Source organism: Bradyrhizobium sp. ISRA430 (genome assembly GCF_029909975.1).
Lineage (GTDB): Bacteria > Pseudomonadota > Alphaproteobacteria > Rhizobiales > Xanthobacteraceae > Bradyrhizobium.
Genome location: NZ_CP094516.1, coordinates 994,379 through 1,013,986 on the forward strand (window position 1 = coordinate 994,379; position 19,608 = coordinate 1,013,986).

Annotated in this window: 21 protein-coding genes; 11 read left to right on the forward strand and 10 right to left on the reverse strand. The window is 64.4% G+C overall.

The genetic code is table 11. The features are described 5' to 3' along the window. Nucleotides 1-34 precede the first annotated feature (34 nt). From secD to MTX21_RS05155, 6 genes are all read left to right on the forward strand, one after another. Nucleotides 35-1,633 carry a protein translocase subunit SecD gene (gene secD / locus MTX21_RS05130; protein WP_280963736.1) on the forward strand — a complete coding sequence of 533 codons (1,599 nt, stop codon included), beginning with the start codon at nucleotides 35-37 and terminating at the stop codon, nucleotides 1,631-1,633. Nucleotides 1,634-1,644: 11 nt separating this feature from the next. Next, on the forward strand, nucleotides 1,645-2,664 hold the full coding sequence (gene secF / locus MTX21_RS05135) for a protein translocase subunit SecF (protein ID WP_280963737.1): 1,020 nt from the start codon (nucleotides 1,645-1,647) through the stop codon (nucleotides 2,662-2,664). A 60-nt stretch (nucleotides 2,665-2,724) separates the two neighbouring features. Beyond that, nucleotides 2,725-3,108, forward strand: coding sequence for an MTH938/NDUFAF3 family protein (locus MTX21_RS05140; RefSeq protein ID WP_280963738.1), 384 nt, complete (start codon nucleotides 2,725-2,727; stop codon nucleotides 3,106-3,108). Further along, nucleotides 3,105-3,968, forward strand: coding sequence for a phytoene/squalene synthase family protein (locus tag MTX21_RS05145; protein ID WP_280963739.1), 864 nt, complete (start codon nucleotides 3,105-3,107; stop codon nucleotides 3,966-3,968). Before MTX21_RS05140 ends, MTX21_RS05145 begins: the two co-directional genes overlap by 4 nt. Nucleotides 3,969-4,013: 45 nt before the next feature. Next, entirely contained in the window at nucleotides 4,014-5,276 is a 1,263-nt protein-coding gene (locus MTX21_RS05150; protein ID WP_280963740.1) for a threonine ammonia-lyase, read from the forward strand. 233 nt (nucleotides 5,277-5,509) lie between these two features. Continuing rightward, nucleotides 5,510-5,983, forward strand: coding sequence for a VOC family protein (locus MTX21_RS05155; protein ID WP_280963741.1), 474 nt, complete (start codon nucleotides 5,510-5,512; stop codon nucleotides 5,981-5,983). 56 nt (nucleotides 5,984-6,039) lie between these two features. Here the strand turns inward: MTX21_RS05155 and MTX21_RS05160 are convergent, their stop codons facing one another. The 5 genes from MTX21_RS05160 to MTX21_RS05180 form a co-directional block, all read right to left on the reverse strand. After that, complete coding sequence (locus MTX21_RS05160) at nucleotides 6,040-7,596, reverse strand: L,D-transpeptidase (RefSeq protein ID WP_280963742.1); 1,557 nt, start codon at nucleotides 7,594-7,596, stop codon at nucleotides 6,040-6,042. A gap of 245 nt (nucleotides 7,597-7,841) precedes the next feature. Continuing rightward, complete coding sequence (locus MTX21_RS05165; protein ID WP_280963743.1) at nucleotides 7,842-8,417, reverse strand: CAP domain-containing protein; 576 nt, start codon at nucleotides 8,415-8,417, stop codon at nucleotides 7,842-7,844. Nucleotides 8,418-8,489: 72 nt separating this feature from the next. Continuing rightward, nucleotides 8,490-9,584, reverse strand: a complete 1,095-nt coding sequence (locus MTX21_RS05170; RefSeq protein WP_280963744.1) for a serine/threonine protein kinase — start codon at nucleotides 9,582-9,584, stop codon at nucleotides 8,490-8,492. A gap of 7 nt (nucleotides 9,585-9,591) precedes the next feature. Then, nucleotides 9,592-11,019 carry a methylenetetrahydrofolate--tRNA-(uracil(54)-C(5))-methyltransferase (FADH(2)-oxidizing) TrmFO gene (gene trmFO / locus MTX21_RS05175; RefSeq protein ID WP_280963745.1) on the reverse strand — a complete coding sequence of 476 codons (1,428 nt, stop codon included), beginning with the start codon at nucleotides 11,017-11,019 and terminating at the stop codon, nucleotides 9,592-9,594. A gap of 128 nt (nucleotides 11,020-11,147) precedes the next feature. After that, nucleotides 11,148-11,300 carry a DUF1127 domain-containing protein gene (locus MTX21_RS05180; protein ID WP_007590701.1) on the reverse strand — a complete coding sequence of 51 codons (153 nt, stop codon included), beginning with the start codon at nucleotides 11,298-11,300 and terminating at the stop codon, nucleotides 11,148-11,150. A 698-nt stretch (nucleotides 11,301-11,998) separates the two neighbouring features. On the opposite strand from MTX21_RS05180, the gene MTX21_RS05185 reads away from it, so the two are divergent. Further along, nucleotides 11,999-12,262, forward strand: coding sequence for a hypothetical protein (locus MTX21_RS05185; RefSeq protein ID WP_280963748.1), 264 nt, complete (start codon nucleotides 11,999-12,001; stop codon nucleotides 12,260-12,262). 59 nt (nucleotides 12,263-12,321) lie between these two features. Here the strand turns inward: MTX21_RS05185 and MTX21_RS05190 are convergent, their stop codons facing one another. Beyond that, nucleotides 12,322-13,146, reverse strand: coding sequence for a lytic murein transglycosylase (locus tag MTX21_RS05190; protein ID WP_280963749.1), 825 nt, complete (start codon nucleotides 13,144-13,146; stop codon nucleotides 12,322-12,324). Nucleotides 13,147-13,280: 134 nt separating this feature from the next. Next, a complete protein-coding gene (locus MTX21_RS05195; protein WP_280963750.1) occupies nucleotides 13,281-14,189 on the reverse strand; it encodes a DUF2189 domain-containing protein in 909 nt (302 codons plus the stop codon). 330 nt (nucleotides 14,190-14,519) lie between these two features. Here MTX21_RS05195 and MTX21_RS05200 point away from each other — a divergent pair, with 330 nt between their 5' ends. Continuing rightward, complete coding sequence (locus MTX21_RS05200; protein ID WP_280963751.1) at nucleotides 14,520-14,906, forward strand: DUF3597 domain-containing protein; 387 nt, start codon at nucleotides 14,520-14,522, stop codon at nucleotides 14,904-14,906. A gap of 52 nt (nucleotides 14,907-14,958) precedes the next feature. On the opposite strand, the gene MTX21_RS05205 is transcribed toward MTX21_RS05200, so the two are convergent. Beyond that, complete coding sequence (locus MTX21_RS05205; protein ID WP_280963752.1) at nucleotides 14,959-15,234, reverse strand: GNAT family N-acetyltransferase; 276 nt, start codon at nucleotides 15,232-15,234, stop codon at nucleotides 14,959-14,961. A gap of 105 nt (nucleotides 15,235-15,339) precedes the next feature. Between MTX21_RS05205 and MTX21_RS05210 the strand changes: the two genes are divergently transcribed. Continuing rightward, on the forward strand, nucleotides 15,340-16,275 hold the full coding sequence (locus tag MTX21_RS05210) for a tetratricopeptide repeat protein (protein WP_280963753.1): 936 nt from the start codon (nucleotides 15,340-15,342) through the stop codon (nucleotides 16,273-16,275). A gap of 199 nt (nucleotides 16,276-16,474) precedes the next feature. After that, on the forward strand, nucleotides 16,475-16,873 hold the full coding sequence (locus MTX21_RS05215; protein ID WP_280963754.1) for an SPW repeat protein: 399 nt from the start codon (nucleotides 16,475-16,477) through the stop codon (nucleotides 16,871-16,873). Between the two features lie 47 nt (nucleotides 16,874-16,920). On the opposite strand, the gene MTX21_RS05220 is transcribed toward MTX21_RS05215, so the two are convergent. Further along, a complete protein-coding gene (locus MTX21_RS05220) occupies nucleotides 16,921-17,196 on the reverse strand; it encodes a GNAT family N-acetyltransferase (protein ID WP_280963755.1) in 276 nt (91 codons plus the stop codon). A 155-nt stretch (nucleotides 17,197-17,351) separates the two neighbouring features. Continuing rightward, nucleotides 17,352-17,714 (reverse strand): hypothetical protein, encoded by a 363-nt coding sequence (locus MTX21_RS05225; RefSeq protein WP_280963756.1) that lies wholly within the window; start codon nucleotides 17,712-17,714, stop codon nucleotides 17,352-17,354. Nucleotides 17,715-17,997: 283 nt separating this feature from the next. On the opposite strand from MTX21_RS05225, the gene MTX21_RS05230 reads away from it, so the two are divergent. After that, complete coding sequence (locus tag MTX21_RS05230) at nucleotides 17,998-19,605, forward strand: acyl-CoA synthetase (RefSeq protein WP_280963757.1); 1,608 nt, start codon at nucleotides 17,998-18,000, stop codon at nucleotides 19,603-19,605. The last annotated feature ends 3 nt before the right edge of the window (nucleotides 19,606-19,608 follow it).

Genomic DNA, 19,608 nt, shown 5'->3' on the forward strand with positions numbered 1-19,608 from the left:
CCTCGAGAATCTCCTGATCTGACAGGTCCAGTCGATGTTGTATTTCACGCGGTGGAGGGCGCTGGGGATTATCCTGACAGCGCTGATCGTGTGCCTCTGCGCGGTCCCGAACTTCTTCCCCGAGGCGCAGGTCAAGACCTGGCCCGCCTGGGCGCAGCGCCGGCTCGTGCTGGGCCTCGACCTGCAGGGCGGTTCCTATCTGCTGCTCGAGGTCGATTCCAACTACGTGAAGAAAGAGAAGCTCGACCAGGTCCGCGACGATGTCCGCCGCGCCCTGCGCGAGGCCAAGATCGGTTACACCGGCCTCGTGACCCGCGGCGACGCGGTCGAGGTCCGCGTCAAGGACACCGACCTGCAGCCCGCGCTCGCCAAGCTGCGTGACCTCGCGCAGCCGATCGGCGGCCTTTTAGGCTCGGGTTCGCAACGTGACCTGGAGGTCACCGATGCCGGCGGCGGCCTGATTCGGTTGGCGCTGTCGCAGCCCGCGATGGTCGAGCGCATGCGCCGCACGATCGAGCAGTCGATCCAGATCGTCGAGCGCCGCGTCAACGAGCTCGGCACCGTCGAGCCGGTGATCCAGCGCCAGGGCAATGACCGCATCCTGGTGCAGGTGCCGGGGCTTCAGGATCCGACGCATCTGAAGGAGCTGCTCGGCAAGACCGCGAAGATGGAATTCCGGATGGTCGATACTTCGATATCGCCGGACCAGGCGCAGCAGGGCAGGCTGCCGCCGGAATCCGAGCTCCTGATGAGCACGAGCTCGCCGAAGGTGCCTTACGTCGTCAAGAAGCAGGTGCTGGTCTCGGGCGGTGAGCTCACCGATGCGCAGCCCGGTTTCGACCAGCGCACCAACGAGCCGATCGTCAGCTTCCGCTTCAATTCGGTCGGCGCCCGCAAGTTCGCGCAGGCCACGACCGAAAATGTCGGGCTGCCGTTTGCAATCGTGCTCGACAATGAGGTGATCTCGGCGCCGGTGATCCGCGAGCCGATCACCGGCGGGCAGGGGCAGATCTCCGGCAATTTCACCGTCCAGTCCGCCAACGACCTCGCCGTGCTGTTGCGCGCCGGCGCACTGCCGGCGCCGCTCACGGTTGTCGAGGAGCGCACGGTGGGTCCCGGCCTCGGCCAGGACTCTATCGAGAAGGGCGAGCTTGCCGCCTATGTCGGCTCGATCATGGTCATCGTGTTCATGCTGTTGACCTACCGGCTGTTCGGCCTGTTCGCCAACATTGCGGTGGCGATCAACGTCGCCATGATCTTCGGGCTGTTGTCGCTGCTCAACGCCACGCTGACGCTGCCCGGCATCGCCGGCATCGTGCTCACCGTCGGCATCGCGGTCGACTCCAACGTGCTGATCTACGAGCGCATCCGCGAGGAGCTCCGCGGTGGCCGCAACGCCATCTCGGCGATCGACGCCGGCTTCAAGCGGGCGCTGGCGACCATCCTCGATTCCAACATCACGACCTTCATTGCCGCCGCTGTGCTGTTCTACATCGGCACCGGTCCGGTGCGCGGCTTCGCCGTGACGCTTGGCATCGGCATCATCACCACGGTGTTCACCGCCTTCACGCTGACCCGGCTGATCGTGGCCGGGTGGGTGCGGTGGAAGCGGCCGCAGAGCGTGCCGATCTAGGAGCTAAGACCGTGACCCACTACGTTCTCATCGGGCTTGGCGTCCTGATTGCCATTCTCACCGTCGTTGCCGCGCTCGGCGTGCTGCCGTCGCTGCGCATCGTCCCGGACGACACGCATTTCGACTTCACGCGCTTCCGCCGCATCAGCTTCCCGATCTCGGCGGCGCTGTCGATCGTCGCGATCACGCTGTTCTTCACCCATGGCCTGAATTTCGGCATCGACTTCCGTGGCGGCACGCTGCTCGAGGTGCAGGCCAAGTCCGGCACCGCCGACATCGCTGCGATGCGCACCACGCTCGATGCCTTGCGTCTCGGCGAAGTCCAGTTGCAGCAGTTCGGCGGCCCCGAGAACGTCCTGATCCGTGTCGCGGAGCAGCCGGGTGGTGATGCTGCCCAGCAGGAGGCAGTGCAGAAGGTCCGCGGTGCGCTCGGCGATACCGTCGAATACCGCCGCGTCGAGGTGGTGGGACCGCGCGTGTCCGGCGAGCTGCTGGCCTTCGGCATGCTCGGCCTGATGCTCGCGATCGTCGCGATCCTGATCTATCTCTGGTTCCGCTTCGAATGGCAGTTCGCGTTAGGGGCCATGATCGCCAACGTGCACGACATCGTGCTGACGATCGGCTTCATGTCGATCAGCCAGGTCGATTTCGACCTGACCAGCATCGCGGCGCTTCTGACCATTCTGGGCTATTCGCTGAACGATACAGTGGTCATCTATGACCGTATCCGTGAAATGCTGCGGCGCTATAAGAAGATGCCGATGCCGCAGCTTCTCAACGAGTCCATCAACTCGACGCTGTCGCGCTCGATCATCACCCATGTCACGGTGACGCTCGCGCTGCTCGCGCTGCTCCTGTTCGGCGGCCATGCCATCCACAGCTTCACCGCGGTGATGATGTTCGGCGTGGTGCTGGTCGGCACCTACACCTCGATCTTCATCGCGGCGCCGATCCTGATCTATCTCGGCGTGGGCACGCATCGTGAAGACACCGCGGATACGGCTGCGCCGGCAAAGAAAAATCGGCCATGATCCGAACCGCGTGCCCTCGCACGAGTTTGCGAGGGCAGTAGGCCAATTCGGACGAAGCGCATGACCGGCGATCCCAACGCTCCGCATTTCCCGCGCTCGGCGCCGATCGAAGCCTATGGCAAGGGCGGCTTCGCTTTTGCCGGGATGTCGCATCGAGGCTCGCTGCTCTGCCTGCCTGACGCGATCTGGGCCTGGGACGTGACCGATCCCGCGAAGATCGACCGTTATTCGCTGGATCGGGTGTTCGCGGCCGCCAACAGCATCGACACATTGCTGATCGGAACCGGAACCGGCCTCTGGCTGCCGCCGCCGGAGCTGCGCCAGGCGCTGAAGGCGGTGAGGGTGGTGCTGGATACGATGCAGACCGGGCCCGCGGTACGCACCTACAACATCATGATCGGCGAACGGCGGCGTGTCGCGGCCGCCTTGATCGCCGTGCCATGAGCAGCACTGCGCCTTCTGCCGATGCCGTCGCCTTCTGCGCCGATCTCGTGCGCAGCCACGACTTCCCGCGTTATGTCGCAACCCTGTTCGTGCCCGCCGCCGAGCGCCGCGCGCTGCTCGCGCTCTACGCCTTCAATGTCGAGATCGTCCGCGTACGCGACCAGGTGAGCCAGCCCTTGCCCGGCGAAATCCGCCTGCAATGGTGGACCGACATGCTGGCGGGCCATGCGCATGGCAGCGCCGAGGGCAACCCGGTGGCCGCCGAGCTCCTGCGCGCGATCCGCGAATTCGATCTGCCGGTTGAACCGTTGTCGCTGCTCGTCGACGAGCACCAGTTCGATCTCTACAACGATCCGATGCCGACCATGTCGGCCCTGGAAGGCTATCTGGATGCGACCTCTTCGGCGCTGCTCGCGCTGGCAGCCCGGATCGTGGCGCCGCCATGGGCGGCGATGGAGCACCTTGCACGCCATGCCGGGCTCGCCCAGGGCATGGTGCAGGTCGTCGCCAACCTGCCGCGCGATGCCGCGCGCCGGCAATTGTTCCTGCCGCAGCAGATTCTCGAGAGCCATGGCTGCCGCATGGAGGACGTGTTCGCCGGCCAGCAGACGCCCGCTCTGCGCGCCGTTCTCGATCAGCTCTTCAATGAAGCGCGGCAGCACCTCGCAACGGCCGCTTCGCTGCTGGCTGAGGTGCCGGCATCGGCACGATCAGCATTTTTGCCCCTGAGCCAGGCGCGCGCCGACCTGAGGCGGCTGTCGCGGGCGGATCGCAATCCGTTCACGCCGGCCCCGCCGTCGAGACTGCGCACGCTATGGACGCTGTGGCGGGCCTCGCGGTCGCGTGAATTTACCAAATAGCGGCCCGCATATCGCCTGGACCGGCCAAATGCTCTATGCTGTCCTATGGCTGAGTTGTCCCAAACCGCATCTTCGACGACGGTTGACCCGGTCGATCTGACCGGCCTTCCGGTTGCGCCGGCTGATATCCGTGCCGCGGCCGACATCGTTCGGGGTGCCGTCGTCGAAACGCCCTGCAACTACAGCCGGACGCTAAGCAGCATCTGCGGCTGCGACATCTGGCTTAAATTCGAGAACCTCCAGTTCACCTCCTCGTTCAAGGAGCGCGGTGCTCTCAACCGGCTCACGGCCTTGATGCCGGAGGAACGCACGCGGGGCGTGATCGCCATGTCGGCGGGAAACCACGCGCAAGGTGTCGCCTATCACGCCAAGCGGCTCGGCATTCCCGCCACCATCGTGATGCCGGTCGGCACGCCGATGGTGAAGGTCGAGAACACCAGGCACCACGGCGCCGAGGTGATCGTCACCGGTGCGACGCTGGAGGAGGCCGCTGCGTTTGCACGAAGCCATGGCGAGGCCCGCGGCATGATCTTCGTCCACCCCTATGACGATCCGCTCGTCATCGCGGGGCAGGGCACGGTCGGGCTGGAAATGCTTCAGGCGGTGCCGGAGCTGGATACGCTGGTCGTCCCGATCGGCGGCGGCGGACTGATCAGCGGCATCGCCATTGCCGCGAAGTCGCTGAAGCCTTCATTGCGGATATTGGGTGTCGAGGCCTGGCTCTATCCCTCGATGTACAACGCGATTCACGACGGCAACCTGCCCGCGCGCGGCGACACGCTGGCCGAAGGCATTGCGGTGAAATCGCCCGGCAAGATCACCATGGAGATCGTCCGCCGTCTCGTCGACGACATCGCGCTCGTGAATGAAGCCGAGCTCGAGCGCGCGGTCGCGAGCCTGATCTCGATCGAGAAGACGGTGGTTGAGGGCGCCGGTGCCGCCGGCCTTGCCGCGATCATGTCCGATCCGTCCCGCTTTGCCGGCCAGAAGGTTGGCCTGGTCCTCAGCGGCGGCAATATCGACACGCGGCTGATCGCCTCCGTCCTGACTCGCGAGCTCGCGCGCGAGGGACGGCTGACCCAACTGTCGCTCGATATCCCCGACCGGCCGGGCCAGCTCGCTGCGGTAGCTGCGCTGCTCGCCGAGGCCGGAGCCAACATCATCGAGGTCTCGCACCAGCGGACGTTCTCTGACCTTCCGGCCAAGGCGACGCTGCTGCAACTGGTCATCGAGACGCGCGACAGCGCGCATCTCGACGAAGTCATGGCCAGACTCAGCGCGTCCGGCCTGAGCGCGCGCTGCACCTGAGCGGCGTGCGACTATTCGAATGAAGCGCATTCGTCGTATCTTGCGTCCACATTCCAATTTCGACCGTGGCAGCGGGACGCTTTGAGAGATTTTGCCGGCTCCGAACGCGATATTTGAACACGCGCCACTGCGGCAAGTTGGCCACCCATGGTGACAGCCAGGCGAACAAGATTCTAAGCTGACGCGCGCTTGGGGAATGGGCACGCTTTGAGTTGGAACTGAAAGGACTCGCGATGGCGAAGAACACGATTTGCCTCTGGTATGACAAGGACGCCGAAGCTGCTGCCCGCTTCTATGCCGAGACGTTTCCCGACAGCGCAGTGCACGCTGTCCACCGCGCTCCCAGCGACTATCCGTCCGGCAACGCAGGCGATGTGCTGACGGTCGAGTTCACTGTTGCCGGCGTCGCCTGTCTCGGCCTCAACGGCGGTCCCGTGTTCAAGCACAACGAGGCCTTCTCGTTCCAGATCGCCACCGACGATCAGGACGAGACAGACCGCTACTGGAACGCCATCGTCGGCAATGGCGGGCAGGAAAGCGCTTGCGGCTGGTGCAAGGACAAATGGGGCGTTTCCTGGCAGATCACGCCGCGCGTGCTCACCAAGGCGTTGGCGGCCGGCGGTGCCGAAGCAAAGCGCGCATTCGAAGCGATGATGGGCATGACGAAGATCGATGTCGCCGCAATCAAGGCGGCGCGCCGCGGTTGACGTCGCCGGCACTTTGTCCGCCGCGTTGATCGAGACGGTGCGCTAACGATGCCGTCTTACCACCAACCCCGCTGCATCGGCTGCATCGGTTGATAATACTGGCCGCCGCGGCGACGCGGATAACCGGTGCCTGGTTGCTGGTCATAACTGCGCTGCTGGAAGAAGAAACCGAAGCCGTCGTCGTCGCCCCAGCCGCCGTCGCGGCTCGCAATCATATCTGTCGTCGGCTTGCGCGTGATGAAGCCGCCCTGGGGCTGGTTGCTCAGCACCGCGACGAACTCGGTGCGATAGTTGGTCTCTTTGCTCAGCGGCTCGTCCGAGATGATAATCGACGATCGCGGCACGGCCGTCGGCGCGATGCGATCGAGCACGTCCTGCGGAATGGTGATGCGGTCGAGCGCGTCCTTGGCGTTGTCGCCGTCGTCGATCGTGACCACACTCCAGCGCAGGCCGGTATCGTTCTTCGCCATCGCGGTGAACACATGCGTGCCGATCGGCTGATCGGAGTTGCGGATCGTGACCGGAACCTCGATGCTCGTATCGAACACCTCGCCGCCGCCGTCCGGCGCCGGCTTGTGCGTGTTGCGCCGCACGTAAAGCCTTTGCGTCGACCGGCTGATGTACACAGAGACCGGCTCGAGCGCGAGCTTCGCCTCGGTCGCCGCCTTGACGGCGTCGGCCTTTTTGGTTGCAGCCGCCTTGGCGGCATCTTTTGCCGCCGCAGCGGCGTCGCGCTTCGGCTGCGCATCGGTCTTGGCGGAGTCGAGCTGCGTCGCCGCATCCGCGGCCTTGGTGGCGGCCTTCTGCTTCTGCTCCTCGGCCCGAGCCTTGGCCTGATCCGTCTTTGCGGTCGCGAGTGCCTTGTCGGCATAGGCGAGTTCGGCGTCGGCCCGAGCCTTGAGCTGTTCCAGCTTGCGCAACGTCGTCGGGAGCGATGCGGCTTCGCGTGCCGCCGCCGCGGCGGCGCTCTTCGTTTCGTCGGCTGCCCTGGTGGCTTCCTCGGCTTCGCGGGAGAGTGTATCGGCACGCGCCGGGGCTGCCGCAATGGCCTGCTTGTTCGGCACGAACAGCGCCGGGTGGGAGAAATCGACCGGGGCCGCGTCGTTCGGCGAGATGATCACCCGCATCCCGATCTGCGTCTTTTCGAACAGATTCTCCGCAAAGCCGTAGGGCATGCGTACGCAGCCGTGCGAGGCCGCATAGCCGGGCAGGGGGCCGCCATGCAGTGCGATGCCGTTCCAGGTGATGCGCTGCATGTTCGGCATCCAGGCATCGTCATACATGGTCGAGTGGTGGTCCTTGTCCTTCTCGATGACGGCGAAGACGCCGGCCGGCGTCTCGCGTCCGGTCGTGCCAGTCGACACCGGGGCGCGCAGGATCCAGCCGTCGGCGTCGTAGAAGGTGACCTTCTGGCTCTGGATCGACACGATCGCCATGATCGGCTCGCCGGCCTCGCGCGGCGCCGTCGCCTCGACGGCGGGGCGCGCCTGCTTGGCCGCGGCGCCTGCGGTCAGTGCCGTCAAAGCGGCCATCGCCGCGAATGTGACAATGCCGGGGGGGCCTCGACGCCGCATCGCCGTGCTGCATTGCGCCGCCGTCAACCGATCTGCCATGTCATTCCCCGAACTGCCTATCCGCGCTTGCGTCGATCAAGTGTCAGATTGCGATACTCGGATTAACGAACTACCGCCATGAACGTTGCCAATTCGCTTCGAAGGATATTCCGGTGGCAAATCCCTCATATATGACCGCCTGCCTTGGAGGAAGGGCGGCTCGCACCTGAAGCTGGCCCGAAGACCGCGGTCGATTTGCCGCAGGTGGTCTTTTCGCTTTGCAGCGTACGCCGCCGGGCTCGGTTTCAAATGCAGAGGCTGAGCAGCTTGATGTGGCAGCCACCGGCTTTGGGCCGGCTTGAGGGCGCGACTTCACGCTTCACAACGACAAGCGGTTCTTTGTCCTTCTTGCCTTTGCCCGGCTTCGGCTCGTAATCGCCTGCGATCACCATCGCCCAGTAGGTGCGCTTGCCGCTTGCATTCCTGGCGCTTGCGATCCCAACGCGGGAGGCGTTGTGCAGCAGCAGGTTCTTGCGGTGCCCTGAGGAGTCGATCCACTGGCCGAGCGTCTTCTCGAAACTGTCATAACCATAGGCGATGTTTTCCGCGGCGCGGCCGGCACGCACCGGCGCGACCCGCCTGGTGAACGGGCCGAGGACCTCGTGACTGAGATCGTCCTTCGCCGCCATCGCGCGCGCCTGTTCCAGCGCAATGCGGTCGAGGGTTGCGTCGCGCACGACGCGGGCCTCGCCATGCTTGAGGCGGTAGCTGGAGATCAGTTCGGCAGGGGAGTCCGTGGCCATCGCGGGCGCGGCTGCCAGCAGAAGACCGGCGACGATTCCGCCGGCCATGCGACGTGTCATTGACCCCCAGGTCCTCATTCCCCACCAAGCCACCGTGATATCTGCGTCGCTTCTCCATCGGCAATGTGGACGCTTCAAGGCAGGTCCAAGCTAGCTCGCCGGCAGGTTCGCCTCGAAATTGAAGCGGTCACGCAGGTTCTTGCGCTGCTCCAGGATGTCCTTGAGGAAGGCGCGGTCCTGGTCGTTCCTCATCATCGGCTCGATCAGGTCGAGCTGGTTCATGGCAACTAGCTGCAGGATCTCGGTACGCGGCCTGCCGCTGGTATCGCGCGGCAGGGCATGCACGACCTGGATGTGTTCGGGAGGCTTCGGTCCCCTGGCGGCCGTGAGCTCGTTGCGGAGCTGACCTTCAAGGGCGGCCTGGTCGGCCTCGACGAAGGCATAGAGCCCGACGCCCGAGCGGCGGTCGGCGAAGGCGACGATGGCGGTGTCGCGCACGGCCGGATTTTTGCGGATCAGGGCGGCCAGCACCGGCGCGTCATTGACCAGCCGGCGGCCGCCGCCTTCGCGGTCGGTGAAGTTGAACAGTCCGCGCGTGATCGCGCGATAGACCTTCTTGCCCGTGGCAAGCCACAGGCTCGCGGCGAACGATTTTTTTGCGAGGATCTTGCGCTCCCGCGGCGTCAGCGCCTCCGGCACATAGGAGCGCTTGTGCTTGAGGAGATGCCGGAGGTCTTCATAGGCGAGGATGCGATAGAGCCATCCGCGTCCCTCAAAGCAGGCGGCAAGCTGGAAGTCGGTGACATAGGCGCGCCCATCGCGACCGACCAGCCAGTTCTGCTCCTTGGCGAGATCGTTGTGGCAGATGCCGGCGCGGCGCAACCGGCGCAGCGCCGCCTTGGCCGAGCGAAAATAGGCGAGGTCGCCATGCGGTTTGGCCAAATGCAGCGCGGCTCCGTCGACGAAGCCGCGGACCAGCGCGCGACGTCCGGCCCACAGCAACTCGGGACCGACGTTCAGGCCTTTGGCGAGCGCCAGGGCATGCTTCTCGCGCGCGAATAGGTGGCGCGCCAGTAGGAACGACCACCACGGGACTTCGTCGAGCCGGCGCAGGACGGCGTCGACCTCGCCGCTGTCGCTGCGAAAGCGGCCCCGTTCGACTGTCGAGAACACGTCGCGCTTGAGCAGCACGCCGTCCGTCCAGCGCGCCGAAAGCACCGCGGCGTCTTCCTTGGGGAGGCTCATCGAAAGCTCACGCCGCTGTGGCAATGTGCAGGTGATCGGCGATCCAGCGATCGAGATCGGCAAGCGCCCGCGCACTCAACGCTTGCTTCTTGGCCACCGTTTTCTCGTTGCCGCGCAGGCGTGTGCCGTCGGCCTTCTTCGTCGGTGCGCTTGCAAGCGGCGGGAACAGGCCGAAATTGATGTTCATCGGCTGGAACGATCGCGTGCCCGCTTCGATGGTCTCGATATGGCCGCCGGTGATGTGGCCGAGCAGCGATCCCAGCGCCGTCGTGGCTGGCGGGCTCGTAAGCCGCTCGCCGCGCGCGTCCGCTGCCGCATGGAGGCCCGCGATCAGGCCGACGCTGGCGGATTCCACATAGCCCTCGCAGCCAGTCATCTGGCCGGCAAAGCGCAGTCGTGGCTGTGCGCGCAGGCGCAATTGGCCGTCGAGCAGTTTGGGTGAATTGAGGAAAGTGTTGCGATGCAGGCCGCCGAGACGGGCGAACTCGGCCTTCTCGAGACCCGGAATCGCGCGGAAGATGCGCTGCTGCTCGCCGTACTTCAACTTCGTCTGGAAGCCGACGATATTGTAGAGCGTGCCGAGCTTGTTATCCTGGCGGAGTTGCACGATCGCGTAGGGCTTTGTGGTGGGATCGTGCGGATTGGTCAGCCCGACCGGCTTCATCGGCCCGTGGCGCAAGGTTTCGGGCCCGCGCTCCGCCATGACCTCGATCGGCAGGCAGCCGTCGAAATAGGGCGTGTTGGTCTCCCACTCCTTGAACTCGGTCTTCTCGCCCGCCAGCAGCGCGGCGACGAAGCCGTCATACTGCTCCTTGGTCATCGGGCAGTTGATGTAGTCGGCGCCGTTGCCGCCCGGACCGACCTTGTCATAGCGCGACTGGAACCAGGCCACCGACATGTCGATGGAGTCGCGATGCACGATCGGCGCGATCGCGTCGAAGAAGGCGAGCGCGTTCTCGTCGGTCAGTCCGCGGATCGCGTCGGCCAGCGGTGCGGAGGTGAGGGGGCCAGTCGCAACGATCACGTTGTCCCATTCGGCCGGCGGGAGGCCGGCGACTTCGTCGCGAGCAATCTCGATCAGGGGATGGTCGTTGAGCGCCTTGGTGACCGCGGCGGAAAAGCCATCGCGATCGACCGCCAGCGCGCCGCCAGCGGGCACCTGGTTGGCATCGGCGGCGCGCATGATCAGCGAGCCGAGGCGGCGCATCTCCGCGTGGAGCAGGCCCACGGCGTTGTTGGCGGCATCGTCGGAGCGGAACGAGTTCGAACAGACGAGCTCGGCAAGCCCGTCGGTGCGGTGAGCCTCGGTCATGCGGGTCGGCCGCATCTCGTGCAGCACCACCGGGATGCCTGATTTAGCCACCTGCCAGGCGGCCTCCGAGCCGGCTAGCCCGGCGCCGATCACATGCACAGTGTTGGATTGGGGTCCTGTCATGGCCGGGACAGGTAGCGCTTTTTGGCGGCCGTTGGAATCGCAGAGATCGAGTTTTCTGCCTTCCAGATGCGACAACGCCCGCACGAGGCGGGCGCTATCGGGTTCGTCCGGTAAGGGCTGAAACGGTATCAGCCCTGATACTGACCGGCGGCAACGCGCGGGATGTCCGAGCGATCGAGGCCGATGTCGGCCAGTTCGCGATCGCTGAGCTGGGACAGCTCGGCAACATTGCGCTGATAGTCCCGGAAAGCCTGGATCATGCGGATGAGCGAGAGCAGCATTGTAGTCTCCTGTAGTTCGATTCAGCCCTTGACCTGAGCGTCATCGTTGAAATGAATATAGATGGGTGTGTTGCAGTGCGGAAGTTCCGATGTTGCGATGCAGCTAAGCAAATAGCGCATAGCGCGGGTAAGGAACGATTAACCTCTCGGCAGTCCCGCCCAAGAGATGGTCGAGATCGTCGATAGTCGGCGATAAACTTCCGTGAAATCACGGGTTTATTGCCACTCTTGACGGTTCCCGATGGGCGCGAAATATGTCGCACATCGACCGTTCGCAAGACGTCGGGTAGCTTCTAGACCCAAGTGATATATGCGCAAATCGCATGTGGAGCGGCCATATTAAAATGAATATTTATTCATTATTTAGGCCAACGTGTCCTTGGGCATCTCCCTTGAGTCTTCGAAATCCGGAATGTTCCCGGGGGGCAGAATGACTTTTGAAGAGCCGTCGTTGGGTTGGTTCGTGCAGTTCGCGCGCATCGTTGCCGCGCTGCACACACGCCGAGCGTGTGAGACTTGATTACGAAGTTGTAATGAAAATCGGAAATTTCGCATGCGGCCCTGCGCGGCGCGCAACATCACGCAATTCTCGCGGGGAATTTATTGCGGCAAGTTGCCGCATCCGAGGAAAGTCACGTCGCAGATTCCGGCAATGCCGCCGGCTCTGTGTTCAAGAATAAGAGAAGGAAAGTAACATCATGACGAAGTTACTCGGGGTTATTGCAATTGCTGCCGTTGCCTTGGCCGTCGCGCCGGCTCAAGCCGCCAAACATGCGGCTGGTGGGTGCAGCTCGGCCAATCTGGAGCACACGGAGACCGCGATCGAGAACATGCCGGATGGCGACAGCAAGACGGTCGCACAGAAGGAGATCGCGGCAGCTCAGGACTCACTGCTCAACGGCAAAATGGGTGTATGCGGCGCACACCTGAACAAGGCGATGCGCGCCTCCATGGGTAAGTAAACGCTCAAAGAGGGCCGGTCGCGGCGCGATCGGCCCTAGGCTTTTGTTCAGGACCTGTCCTAAGGAGCGCGCGCGAGCTGGGTCGCGAAATAGGCGACCGTCTTGGCGTAGACCTCGCTCTTGTTCCACTGCTGTAGCACCGCGAAATTCGGGCTGCCCGGCTGCCAATCCTTGCCGCGCTGCCAGCCATAGCCGGCCAGATAATTCGCGGTGGAGGCGAGCACGTCGGGCGCGTTGTGCAGCAGGTCGCGCTTGCCGTTGCCGTCGAAGTCGACGGCGTACTTTATCCAGGATGACGGCATGAACTGGGTCTGGCCGATCTCGCCGGCCCAGGCACCGCGCATTTCAGCCGGTGCCAGATCGCCGCGTTGGACGATGCGCAGCGCATCCATCAGCTCGCCGCGAAACTGCTCGGCGCGCCGGCAGTCATAGGCCAGCGTCGCGAGCGAGCGGATCGTCGGAAACTTGCCGATGTTGACGCCGAAATCGGTCTCGAGCCCCCAGATCGCGACCAGCACCTCGCCCTGCACACCGTACGCCTGCTCGATGCGGGAGAGCACCGAGCCATATTGCTTCATCATGTTGGAGCCGCGCTGCAGGCGCGGCGGCACCATGCGGCCGGAAAATTCTTCAAAGCTCTGGCTGAAGACTTTTTGCGAGCGGTCGCGATTGAGCACGGTCTGATCGAGGGTCACGCCGGCAAGCCCCGCGGTGATCGCCTGCTGCGAGATGCCCTTGGCGGCGGCGTCGGTTTTGAAGTCGGCAAGCCAGGCATCGAAGTTGCCCGAGCCGCAGGCGACTGCGGCGAGCGTGGGCTCGGCAGACAGGATGGACGCGGTGAGGGTGAAGGCGGCGAGGGCGAGACGAGAAATCGTCGGGGTCATTCGAATGAATTCATTCCGTGAAGTGGCATGACCGGCGGCGACAATCTCGGGAGTAACCGCGGCCAAAGCAAGGCGTTTGAAGACACTCCGATCCTGCCCACGACGCGGGCAGGATCGGCTGTTGCCGCATGTTACTAGGCGTTCGTGTCATTCCGCCAGGGGAAGAGGTTGGCGGGGAAATCGGCCGCCGGCTTGCGCGGACGATGCGGCGGAGGCGGCACCGGACGGGCACCGGGTTCGGAGACGATTGCCTTGCGGTAGAGGTGCCAGGTGGCGTGGCCGAGCAGGGGGATGACTACGGCCAGGCCAAGGAAAGCGGGGATCGTTCCGAGCGCCAGCAGCACTGCCACGATCAGGCCCCAGGCCGCCATCGGCACCGGGTTCTTCGCCACGACGCGAAGCGAGGTCACCACCGCCTCCAGCGCGCCGGCATGGCGGTCGAGCATCAGTGGAAACGACACGACGCTGACGCAAAGCGTACCCAGCGCGAACACGAAGCCGACGCCGCAGCCGACCACGATCAGCCACCAGCCTTGTTGCGTCGTCAGCACGCGCCTTGCGAAATCCGAGATTCCGGTCACGCCTTCATAGCCGAAGGCTGCAACGTAGATCGCCTGCGCCGTCGCGACCCAGGTCACGAACAGCGCGAGCAACAGCGTGCCGAGGCCGAGCATCGCGCCGAATGAAGGCGAGCGCAGCACCTCCATGGCATCCCAGGCGCTGGCTTCCTCACCGCGTTCGCGCCGGCTGCTGAGCTCATAGAGTCCGAGGGCGGCGAACGGGCCGATCAGGGCAAAGCCCGCGGCCAGTGGAAACAGCAGCGGCAGCACCGAATAGCCCATCACCACGCGAGCGAGCACGAGGCCCAGCACCGGATAGATCACGCAGAGGATGATGGCGTGGCTCGGAACCGCCTTGAAATCTTCCCAACCGCGCTTGAGCGCGTCGTGCAGGTCGGACAGTCGGATGGTTCGGATCACAGGTCCAGCCGCATCCGCGGTCTGGGCCATCGTGGGGACATTGCCCTGGTAGAACGTGGCCATGGTCGCTAACTCCCTTGCCCTGCGGCCGAACCCCCGGCGCCGGCAAACGGCGCAAGCGGCCGCTCATCTCTGACTTTCGCGATCCCGACCAGACGCGAGATCCAGATGGCATCGCGAGCTGAACGTCAACCGTACCCCCAATTCCGAGTCCTGTCCCGCACGCATGGGTGAGATTCGATGCCGCAGTGCAACCTCGAACGTGTCATTCGGTCGTCATTTCGCCGCAGATAAGCTGATGCTGGTTGCAGCTTCGCTGAACTCGGCGGGCGCAACGCAGAAACTTCGGCTATAAGTGAAGGCCTTCCAACGGATCCTATTCGGGGAGCAGACATGAGCATTTTCGGGAAAATCATGAGCGCGATCTTCGGCAGCGAGCCGGCCGCTGCCGCGCCCCCTGCGGGCAGTGCGCCCGCCGGCTCCGCGCCGTCGTCTGCGCCTGCTGCTGCGCCCATGGCAACCGTGGACGTCGCCGCGATCGTCGACAAGGCCGCCGCCGCCCACAAGGGCGAGAAGCTGGAATGGCGCACCTCGATCGTCGACCTCATGAAGGCGCTCGACATCGATTCCAGCCTTGCCGCCCGCAAGGACCTCGCCAAGGAGCTCGGCTACACCGGCGACATGAACGACTCGGCCAGCATGAATGTCTGGCTGCACAAGCAAGTCATGTCCAAGCTCGCCGCCAATGGCGGCAAGCTGCCGCCCGAGATCAAGCACTGATCGGCATCACCGTCGCACCAGGGGCCCGCGAGATCGCGGGCCCCTTTTGCTTTCAGGCGACGAGATCGGCATCCTCCGGATGCCTGTCGAGATAGTCGACGACGAAACCGCAGCCGGCAATCACCTTCTTGCCGTCGTGGCGGATCAATTCCAGCGCGCCCTTGATCAGCTCGGAAGCGATGCCGCGGCCGCGCAGCGCGCGCGGCGTCTCGGTGTGGGTGATGATCACGGCCGACGGCGTCAACCGATAATTGGCGAAGGCGACCTCGCTGCCGACGTCGAGTTCGAAGCGGCTCTTGTCCTTGTTGTCGCGTACCGATGCCGCCATGCGTGACCCTTCCGAAGCGAGGCTTGTTTCCCCGATCTAGGCGCCTGAACCGGCTCTTGCCAAGGCGCGACCAAGGAAGGTTGCCGCAGGGGAGATATCCGAAAAATGCGTGTCCCGATCAGCCTCATGGCCGTACTTGCCGCGCTCGCCGCGATGTCGCCGGTGCCGGCCTCGGCGGAAGGCGGCCCGGCCTGGGAGGCGTGCGTTGGACTGACAGGCACGCCGGACGAGCGGGTCAAGGCCTGCTCGATCGTGATCGACACCAAGAGCGAGAGCGGCCGCAGGCTCGCCGGTGCCTATTGCAACCGCGGCCATGGCCTGACCGAGAAGAGCGAACTCGATGCCGCGCTGTCCGACCTCGACGAGGCGGTCAGGCTCGCTCCGGATTATGCCTGCGCCTTCAACAATCGCGGCCGCGTCTTTTCCTTCAAGCACGACTACGATCGCGCCATAGCCGACTACGACCAGGCCATCAAGCTCGATCCGTCGCTGGCGCTCGCCTATAGCAACCGCGGCGAGTCCCGCTATAACAAGGGCGACCTCGACGGCGCCTTGGCTGACTTCAGCACCGCGATCAAGCTCGACTCGAACTATGCCACGGCCTATGCCAATCGCGGCTACGCCTACTATCGCAAGCACGACATGCCGCATGCGCTCGCCGACTTCACCATGCGGATCAAGCTGGCGCCCGGTCTGCTCGCCTATATCGATCGCGGCAACGTCTATCGCGACAGCGAGCAGCTCGACCGCGCCGCCGCCGATTACGGCGAGGCGATCCGGGTAGCGCCGACGGATGCGCGCGGCTGGCGCAATCGCGGTATGATCCGGCTCTACCAGGGCGACAACAAGGGCGGGCTCGCCGACTACGACAAGGCGCTGCAATACGATCCGTCCGACGTGTTCTCCTGGAACAATCGCGGCCAGGCCAGGCTTCGGCTTGGTGACAGGCAAGGTGCCATCGCCGACTTCAGGAAGGCGCTGGAGCTGCGGCCCGGGTTGCCGGCCGCGCGCGAGGCGCTCCAGAAGCTCGGTGCCCTGTAGTTGCAGTGCAGTACGAGTGCCTGACGAGGGAGCACCGCACGCGACCCCAAATAATCCGCGCCATCGCTCTTGCAAGTTCCACGGCGGTTGCGACATTCTTGACAGGACATACGCCCGAATGCGGCCGGCAGGGTCGTTAGACATTCGGAGTGTCATGATCGCCAGCCGCCGACGTATGCCTCTGTTGTAGGAGGGTACGATGTCGGACTTTGGTTTCTTGAATACTCATCGAACATGGGAAGACTGGTGCGGGATGCTGCTCGGCGCGCTGATCGTCGCGTCGCCATGGTTTCCCATCCAGGATCAGGCCGCGATTGTCGGACAGCAGATGGCGATCCTGAACGCGGTCGCAGTCGGCCTTGCCGTGTTTGGCATCAGCCAGCTCGAATACGTCTCGCTGCAGCGCTGGCAAGAGGTGACGACGATTCTGATCGGACTGTGGCTCATCGCCTCGCCCTATGTCCTCGGCTATTCCGGTGAGGGTTTTCTCCGCATCTACCACACGAGCCTCGGCGCGGTGGTGGTGCTCCTCGGCGTGCTCCAGCTTTGGCAGGACTGGGACCTGAATGACCAGGAGATGCTCAAGCATGGGCAGTAGGCCGTAGATGTCGGCAGATCCGCCTGGCTATGGGCGGGCCTGTACTCTCATCTCTTCACAAGATCCGCATAGTCCGGGTGCTTGTCGATCCACGCCTTCACGAACGGGCACTGCGCGACGACCTTCAGGCCTGCGGTGCGGACCTGATCGAGCGCGCCCTTAACCAGCTTCGAGCCGATGCCCTTGCCGCCGAGCTCCGATGGCACCTCGGTATGGACGAAGGTGATGACGTCGCCATCGAGCTTATAGTAGGTCGCGGCGAGGTGGCCCTCGACGGCGAGCTCGTAGCGGCTGTGGGTTTTGTTGTTGATGACGTCGCTCATGTCGTCTCCGGTCAGCTCTTCAGCGATTCCGTCAGCATCTTGCGGATCGACCAGGCCTCGCCGTCGGAGGCGCCCCTGATGTCGTCGATCTTCCAGCTATCGGCCTCGCCCGCGAAATCATAATGCACGATCTGGTCGGCGGGTTTGCGATCGGTTCAATCGGCCGCCGTGGCCAGCCGCGCGTCTTCGGGCTGTTGTTGCCGCGGGCGCAGGCACCCCTGGCAGATGACGAGCGAACGGTTGACCCTGGCGTCCTGCTCGGCCTCGATGCCGTCCTGGGCCTGCCACCATTCTTTCGAATAGGGCTGAAATCCCGCCTCCGCGTTGTTGCGGTCGGCTCGTGCAACGGTGCGCGATGGGCCAGAGACGGAACGCGGCTGATTGGGATCCTCGCCGGCGCCATCCCAGGCATAACGCGCGGGTGTGAACGCGGGATCCGAGGCGAGGTGCGCTTGCGGCGCCACAGCGCATCCGGCAAGCGCCAGCGACAACAGGAGGACGGCGGGCGCTTTGACCATGATGCGGCACTCTGTACGCGAGAACTGCGCGAGGTTGCGCCGATCATGTTTAAGATTCCCTGAACGGTCGCGGTCGCGGCGGCGACCAACGCGAATGAGATATTTGCTCCTCATCTTCACTCTGCTGTTTCAAGGAGAAGGCCATCTCGGCGATGTCGTTTGAGTTCGGGAAGCCGTAAGGCGAGGTGCGGCCGGCGGCCTTGCTACGTTGCGGGCGATGGCGATAAATGGGATGCAAAGGGCGGGGCACAAGCACGCGATCCGCCATCGAAGAGGAAACCCCATGCAGCCCCTGCGCATGTCCCGCCGCGTCATGAATCTCGCTCACATGCTGACCCAGAATGCGCGGCGGCATGGTTCGCGCCCCGGATTCGTGTGGGGCGACAGATCCTGGACCTGGCGCGAAATCGATGCGCAGGTCTCGGCACTGGCGGCGGCGCTCGCAGCGCGCGGCATCAAGAAGGGCGACCGCATCCTCGTCCACTCCAAGAATGGCGACGAGATGTTCGTCTCGATGTTCGCGGCGTTCCGGCTTGGTGCGGTCTGGGTTCCCACCAATTTCCGCCTGATGCCGGACGAGGTCGCCTATCTTGCCCAGGCCTCCGGTGCGAAGGCGTTTTTGTGTCACGTCGATTTTCCCGAGCACGCTGCGGCCGTGAGCGGCGGCGCGCTGGACTTCATCTGGAGCATCGACGGCAAGGCCTCGTTCGGCGAGCGAAGCGTGGCGGAGGCCATCGCCTCGCAGGCCGGCGCTGATGTCGCGAATGTGGATGTCGAGTACGACGATCCCTGCTGGTTCTTCTTCACCTCCGGCACCACCGGCCGCTCCAAGGCCGCCGTGCTCACCCACGGCCAGATGGGGTTCGTGGTGACCAATCATCTCGCCGATCTGACGCCCGGCACGACGGAGCAGGACGCATCGCTTGTGGTGGCGCCGCTGTCTCATGGCGCCGGCGTGCATCAATTGATGCAGACCGCGCGCGGCGCGCGTACCGTGCTGCTGCCGACGGAAAAATTCGATATCAACGAGGCGTTCCGCCTGATCGAAGCGCATCGCGTCAGCAATCTGTTCACGGTGCCGACGATTTTGAAGATGATGATCGAGCATCCCGCCGCCGACAAATACGATCATTCCTCGCTGCGCCAGGTGATCTATGCCGGCGCGCCGATGTATCGCGAGGACCAGAAGGCCGCGCTGAAGAAGCTCGGCAAGGTCATTGTGCAGTATTTCGGCCTCGGCGAGGTCACCGGCAACATTACCGTGCTGCCGGCGGCGCTGCATGATCCCGAGGACGGTCCGCACGCGAAGATCGGCACCTGCGGCTTCGAGCGCACCGGGATGCAGGTCTCGATCCAGGACGATGAGGGCCGCGAGCTGAAGCCGAACCAGAGCGGCGAGATCTGCGTGATTGGTCCGGCGGTGTTTGCCGGCTACTACGACAATCCCGAGGCCAATGCCAAGGCGTTCCGCAACGGCTGGTTCCGCACCGGCGATCTTGGCCACATGGACGAGGAGGGATTTGTCTATATCACCGGCCGCGCCTCCGACATGTACATCTCCGGCGGCTCCAACATCTATCCGCGCGAGATCGAAGAGAAGATCTTGACACACCCGGCGATCGGCGAGGTCGCCGTCCTCGGCGTGCCCGATCCGACCTGGGGCGAGGTCGGCGTTGCCGTCTGCGTCGCGCGGGAAGGCGAGAAACCGGTGAGCGAAGCGGAGATGGCGGCGTTCCTTGGTCCCAAGGTGCCGCGCTACAAGATGCCGAAGCGCTTCTTCTTCTGGGAGGCCTTGCCGAAGTCCGGTTACGGCAAGATCCCGAAGCGCATGGTGCGCGACGAGCTCGAGGCCCGCGGGCTGCTCGATCTCGACAAGAAGCAGGCGGGCTGAGCG